7 protein-coding genes are annotated in these 6,290 nt (G+C 59.8%); all 7 read left to right on the top strand.

The features are described from left to right. Positions 1 to 972: nitronate monooxygenase family protein (locus P7F28_RS02685; protein ID WP_277182895.1), on the top strand; the 972-nt coding region annotated here is incomplete at its 5' end. 124 nt (positions 973 to 1,096) lie between these two features. Beyond that, positions 1,097 to 2,047, top strand: coding sequence for a TauD/TfdA family dioxygenase (locus P7F28_RS02680; protein ID WP_277182894.1), 951 nt, complete (start codon positions 1,097 to 1,099; stop codon positions 2,045 to 2,047). Between the two features lie 35 nt (positions 2,048 to 2,082). Then, positions 2,083 to 3,153: an ABC transporter substrate-binding protein gene (locus P7F28_RS02675; RefSeq protein ID WP_277182893.1), complete on the top strand. Its 1,071-nt coding sequence runs from the start codon at positions 2,083 to 2,085 to the stop codon at positions 3,151 to 3,153. Positions 3,154 to 3,168: 15 nt separating this feature from the next. Next, positions 3,169 to 3,993 (top strand): ABC transporter permease, encoded by an 825-nt coding sequence (locus tag P7F28_RS02670; protein WP_277182892.1) that lies wholly within the window; start codon positions 3,169 to 3,171, stop codon positions 3,991 to 3,993. Positions 3,994 to 4,004: 11 nt separating this feature from the next. Then, on the top strand, positions 4,005 to 4,805 hold the full coding sequence (locus tag P7F28_RS02665) for an ABC transporter permease (RefSeq protein WP_277182891.1): 801 nt from the start codon (positions 4,005 to 4,007) through the stop codon (positions 4,803 to 4,805). A 3-nt stretch (positions 4,806 to 4,808) separates the two neighbouring features. Then, positions 4,809 to 5,567, top strand: coding sequence for an ABC transporter ATP-binding protein (locus P7F28_RS02660; protein WP_277182890.1), 759 nt, complete (start codon positions 4,809 to 4,811; stop codon positions 5,565 to 5,567). Positions 5,568 to 5,626: 59 nt separating this feature from the next. Then, positions 5,627 to 6,040, top strand: a complete 414-nt coding sequence (locus P7F28_RS02655) for a hypothetical protein (RefSeq protein WP_277182889.1) — start codon at positions 5,627 to 5,629, stop codon at positions 6,038 to 6,040. Positions 6,041 to 6,290: the final 250 nt, after the last annotated feature.

The following is a 6,290-nucleotide window of genomic DNA, read 5'->3' as shown; positions in this document are numbered from 1 at the left end:
CTTGGCGTTGGTGCAATGAACGCGGAAGGCGCGCGCAAGGTGATACGGGAAACTCGCGCATTGACGGACAAGCCATTCAACATCAACGTGTTTTGCCATCAACCGGCGCAGGCGAATGCGGTTGTCGAAAAGAGCTGGACCGAATGGCTTGCGCCGCTGTTCGCGCAATACGACGCTAAACCGCCGCAAGCGTTGAGCGAGATCTATACGAGCTTTGTCGTGGATGAAGCCATGCTTCAGGTTTTCATCGAGGAGAAGCCTGCGGTCGTGAGTTTTCATTTCGGACTCCCTTCTAAGCGCTATATGGATGCTTTGCGCGCTGCGGGCATCAAGCTGTTCGCATCGGCGACGAATGTGCGTGAAGCGGAGCAAGTGGCCGCTGCCGGTGTCGATGCGATCGTTGCGCAAGGTATCGAAGCGGGCGGGCATCGCGGTATCTTCGACCCGCAAGCGCGTGACGATGGTCTCGGCATCTTCGCGTTGACGCGTCTGCTGGCATCGAAATTCGATATTCCCGTGATTGCAGCGGGCGGCATCATGGACGGCGCGGGCATTGCGGCTGCGCTCGCTTTGGGCGCGCAGGCCGCGCAATTGGGCACTGCATTCGTGCCTTGCACGGAGACATCGATCGATGCGGGATATCGCCGCGCCATTCTCGGCGATGCAGCGAATCACACTACGTTCACCGCCGCCATTTCCGGCCGCACGGCGCGGAGCATGGTCAACAAGTTCACCGAACTGGGCGAGGGCGCGGACGCGCCGCAAGTGCCCGACTATCCCATTACTTACGATGCAGGCAAAGCCTTGCACGCAGCCGCTAAAGCGCAGGGCGAATTTGGTTATGGCGCGCAATGGGCGGGGCAAGCGGCGGCGCTAGCGCGCGAATTACCCGCTGCCGAATTGATGGCACGCCTTAAGACAGAACTTACCGCAAGCATCGAAAGCCTAAACGTAATGACACATACGCTGTAAAGCTTAGTCGAATCGCTTCGTTGGATTGGCAGGGAACGGATGCTTCAATGTTTTGACCGCGTGAAATGCTTCATCGCACAGCACGCGGAAAACCGCTTCCCCGCCATCCAACGGAGCCTATTCGATGTCCGATACCGCCACGCTCGTCTCACAACGAAACGACGCCGCCAGCCAGGCCGTCTCATCCAACGAACCGTTTCAAGTGCGGCCGATCGGCGGCAATATCGGCGCCGAAGTACGCGGCGTAACGCTTTCCGGCGACATCGACAGCGCGTCGCTCGAGGCCATCAACGCCGCGCTGCTCAAGCATAAGGTGCTGTTTTTCCGCGGCCAGTCGCATCTCGACGACACCGAGCAGGAAGCCTTCGCCGCGCGTTTCGGCGAGACCGTCGCGCATCCGACGGTGCCGTCGAAAGAGGGCACGAGTCGCCTGCTCGAACTCGATTCAAAGCACGGCACGCGCGCCAATTCATGGCACACCGACGTCACTTTCGTTGATGCTTATCCGAAGATTTCCATTCTGCGCGGTGTGGTAATTCCGCCCGCTGGCGGCGACACCGTATGGGCCAACACGGCCACCGCTTATACGAATTTGCCCGACGCGTTGCGCAATCTCGCCGACGAATTGTGGGCCTTGCATTCGAACGTCTACGACTACGCGGCCACGCGCAACACACCTTCGACCGATAACGAATCCGAGCGCGAATACCGCAAGCAATTCACTTCCACGCTCTATGAAACCGAGCATCCGGTGGTGCGCGTGCATCCGGAAACGGGCGAACGAACGCTCGTGCTTGGGCATTTCGTGCAGCGCTTCGTCGGCTTGTCGCAACGCGATTCGGACCGTCTGCAAGCGCTTTTCCACGATCACGTCACGCGCCTGGAAAACACCGTGCGCTGGCGCTGGACGCAAGGCGATGTCGCGATCTGGGACAACCGCGCGACACAGCATTACGCCGTGGCCGATTACGGCGATGCGCATCGCGTGGTGCGCCGCGCGACGGTGCATGGTGATGTGCCCGTGGGTATCGACGGACGCAAGAGCCGGATCGTCAGGCAAGAGACGCGTGCTTAAAGCCGCGCCCTTAATCGCACTCGCTTATTTAAACGATGACCTTAGGCTTAGCAAAATTAAAGCACGCTTTAAGCGTGACATTGATTGCTCTGTTCGTCACGCAGGCGCACGCGGCAGAACCTTCCGTTGTGCGAATCGGTGTGGCGCAACAGGGCGCGGGCGATCCGCCCACGTTCGGCGGCTCGCCCGCTGCGACCGCGCAATTGCAGCATCGCGTTGAAGATGCGTTGCAGCCCGACCACATCAAGGTCGAGTGGATTTTCTTCAAGGGCGCGGGACCGGCCGTGAACGAAGCGCTCGCGAACAAGCAGATCGATTTTGCTTATCAGGGCGATCTGCCTTCGGTGCTGGGCCGCGCGAACGGACTGAAGACGCATCTGCTGCTGGCGTCGAACGTGCGTGCGGGCGTGTATGTCGCCGTGCCGCCCGATTCCGATATCAAGAGCGTGAAGGATCTGAAGGGAAAACACGTCGGAATATTTCGAGGTACGAATCTTCAGCTTGTCGCCGATAACGTGCTGAAGGAAAACGGCCTTACCGAACGCGACCTGCGCGTGATCAATCTCGATACGGCTGCGGCGCAGGCCGCGCTCGCATCGAAGGGAATCGATGCGGTGTTCCTCGACTATTCGCTGTTCAAACTGCAACGTCAGGGTCTTGCGAAGATCGTCTACGCCTCGCGCGATGGCGGCGCGCAGCTCACGCGTCAGGCGCATTTGCTGGTGCTGGACGACTTCGAAACCGCGCATCCCGATGTGGTGCAGAAAGTGGTGACGTCGGTGGTGCAGGCGGCGCAGTGGCAGTCGGATGCGGCCAATCGCGAGGCGACCTTCGGTTTGTGGGCGAAAAGCGGCGTGCCGGTCGAATCGTGGCGTGACGAGTATCCGAGTCAGCAATTGAAGGAGCGCAGTTCGCCGCTGATCGATCCGTTTCTCGTCGCACGTTATCAGGCCGTTGCCAATGATGCGCTGCGCCTGAATCTGATCCGTCAGCCCGTCAGTATCGATGGCTGGTTCGAGCCGAAGTATCTCGATCAGGCCTTGAAGACGCTCAAGCTCGAAAGCTACTGGCCGCGCTTCGATGCGTCGGGCAAACCGCTCGCTTAACCGGAGTTTCCATTCATGGCCAACGCGCTGTCCCGTGTGTTCTTGCCTGCGGATCGCACCGCACGTCCCGTCTCTTTCGATGCCGCGCGCAGTATCGGCTGGTCGTTGCTGCCTTGGTTCGTGCCCGTTGCGTGTGCGTTGCTGTGGGTGCTCGGTTCGCGCTATGGATGGATCTCCGCGCAAGTGCTGCCGCCGCCCGCACTCGTCTTCGACACGCTCGGCGCGCTCGCAAAAAGCGGCGAATTGTGGATGCACCTCACCGCAAGCATGACGCGTGTGGCGGTGGGCTTCGGCGGCGGCGTGGTGCTGGGTGTATTGCTTGGCGGCGCGCTTGGCTTGTCGCGTACGCTTGAGTCATACGTTCTGCCAAGCTTTAACGCGATCGTGCAAGTGCCCGTGCTCGGCTGGCTGCCGTTTCTGATGATCGTGGTAGGCATTGGCGAGCCGCTCAAGTATCTCCTGATCGGTCACGCTGCGCTCGTGCCCGTCACGCTGTCCACGCTGCAAGGTTTCCGCGATACACCGAAGGGCTTGAGCGAAGTGGCATCGGCTTATCGCTATACGCGCTGGCAAGTGATTGCGCATGTCACGCTGCCTGCTGCGGTTCCGGTGATCGGCACTGGCATTCGTTTGGCGTTCACCAAGGCGTGGCTCACGCTGGTGGTGGTGGAACTGGTGGCATCGTCGGAAGGTTTGGGTTATCTGATCGTCTATGGCCGACAGCTCTTTCAACTCGATCTGGTGCTCGCTTCGGTGCTGATCGTCGGTTTGATCGGCTATCTCGCGGACCGCGTGCTCAATGTGCTCGAACGCAGGCTGCGCCGTGGTCGCACGAACTGAAGGATACCGAAATGTCTGATGTATCTCTCGAACTGCAACGCGCACCGCGTGAATCGAACGGTGGCACGCGCTGGCGGGGCTTCGTGCTTCCCATTGTTGCAATTGCGGTCTGGTGGATCTTGACGCGCGATGTGCAAGGCGGTCACGGCATTGTCGTGTCGCCTGCACAGGTGTTGCATACGGCAATCGAACAGGCGCGCAGCGGTGCGCTGGTCCGTGCGATGTCGGCATCGCTGGCGCGTGAGTTGACGGGCTTTGTGATCGGCACAAGTCTCGGGCTTGCTTTGGGTGCGTTGCTAGGTGTATCGAAGATTGCGGACCGCGCCATTGCGCCGAGCTTCAACACGTTCAAGCAAGTGTCGCTTTTCGCGTGGATTCCGCTGATTTCCGTGTGGTTCGGCCTGGGCGATGTCGCGAAGGTCGTGTTTCTTTCGCTCGCGGCGCTGGTGCCTGTCGTCGTGCATACGAGCGATGGCATTCGCAACGTGCCGCCGCGGTTGCTGGAAGTGGCGCGTGCGTATCGCTATAACAGGCTGCAAACGCTGGCTTATGTGGTGTTGCCCGCTGCCTTGCCGACGATCTTCACCGGCGTCTATCTCGCGCTGATCTATTCGTGGCTGGCAACGTTAGGCGCGGAATATTTGTTGGTCGCGGGAAGCGGAATCGGCAATACGCTTGTTGACGGCAGCGGGCAGTTCCGCATGGATCTCGTGCTGTTCGGCGTGATCGTGGTCGGTATCACGGGTTGGGCCTTGAATGCGTTGGCGCGCGCAATACAGCACCGCTATTTCGGATCGAGAGGGAGCATTTAAACGATGGCAACGAACGAAGGACTCGCGCTGCGGCATATCAGCAAGCGCTATGAAGGCGATGCCGGCGCGCCCGTGCTCGAACATGTCGATCTGTCGATCCGAAGCGGCGAGTTCGTGAGCATCGTCGGTGCGAGCGGATGCGGAAAATCTACTTTGCTGAGGCTGATTGCGGGACTCGACAGCAGCTTCGACGGCGAGATCGATTTCGATGGCGAGCGTGTGGTCTCGACGGATTTGTCGCGCGGTATCGTGTTTCAGGATCATCGGCTGTTTCCGTGGCTCGATGTCGAACAGAACGTCGCGGTCGCCTTGCGTAATGCGCCATTAAATAAGCACGACAAAGCGCGCGCGATTGCTGAGCATATCGAACTAGTTGGTTTGCGTGGATATGAGCGGCACTTTCCGCATCAATTGTCGGGCGGCATGGCGCAGCGCGTGGCGATTGCGCGCGGACTGGTGAATCGTCCGCGTCTGCTGCTGCTCGACGAGCCGTTCGGCGCACTCGATGCCTTGACGCGTAGCCGCCTGCAAAGCGAATTGCAGCGCATCTGGGCGCACGAGCGCATCACGATGGTGCTCGTCACGCACGACGTGGACGAAGCGGTGCTGCTGTCCGATCGCGTGGTGGTGATGCAGGCGGGGCCGGGACGTATCGGCGAAATCGTGGATATTCCGCTGCCGAGGCCGCGCGATCGCAGTCATGCCGATGTCACGCGCATTCGCGATGAAATCGTCGCCCGCTACTTTTCCGAAGCCGCATAACTCCTGCTGACGCGCGCCGCCTATACTTCGAATGCTCCCGCATTCGAAGAGGCCGGTCCATGTCAGAAGATTGGAAACGCCGCGTCAGATTATTCGTGCTGCGCTTCTGGCAACCCGCAAGCGCGTGCATGACCTGCATGCCGGGAAGCTGGACCAATATCATGAGCGCGGCGCATTGGGTCATCGCGGTGCGTACAGGCTTGATAACCGGTGCGCTCGCGGTGCTGCTGACATTCACGCCCGCCGCGAAACTCTATTCCAATCGATACGGCAACGCGCTGATCGTCGGCTTGCTCACCATGCTGGGCGACACGCTTTCGCATCCGGATCACTATCACGGGCTGCTGCCCGAGCCGGTCCGAACCGGCGTGATTTCGGGCCTGCTGGCGCTTGCCGCCTCCTATCTTCTCGAAGGCCGCGCGCGCCGTTTAAGGGCTGCGTGGGCCTGGATCAGCACAAAACGTTATGGATAAATGCCCTGACTAGGGCATTCCCTAGCAAGCCTCCTCAAGCCAATCCAGAAATTCGCTAAGAAAAGTGATCGCAATGATCATTTGACCGGCCGCTAAGCCGCGCCGGCCTTGGGCTTTAGCATTAATTCCCTAAGCGATTCCCTTTTTAAGTGCTTGCTGCGCTGTCGCGTTGCATTACCAGAAGTATCGAAAAGGGCTCAGAAAATGTCGGTGGATGACTGAAATTGGACAGGTACGCTTCATTCAACAG

Source organism: Caballeronia sp. BR00000012568055 (assembly GCF_029439455.1).
Taxonomy (GTDB): Bacteria; Pseudomonadota; Gammaproteobacteria; order Burkholderiales; family Burkholderiaceae; genus Caballeronia.
Note: the sequence above shows the minus strand (reverse complement) of the source record. Positions and strands in the feature narration are given on the sequence as shown.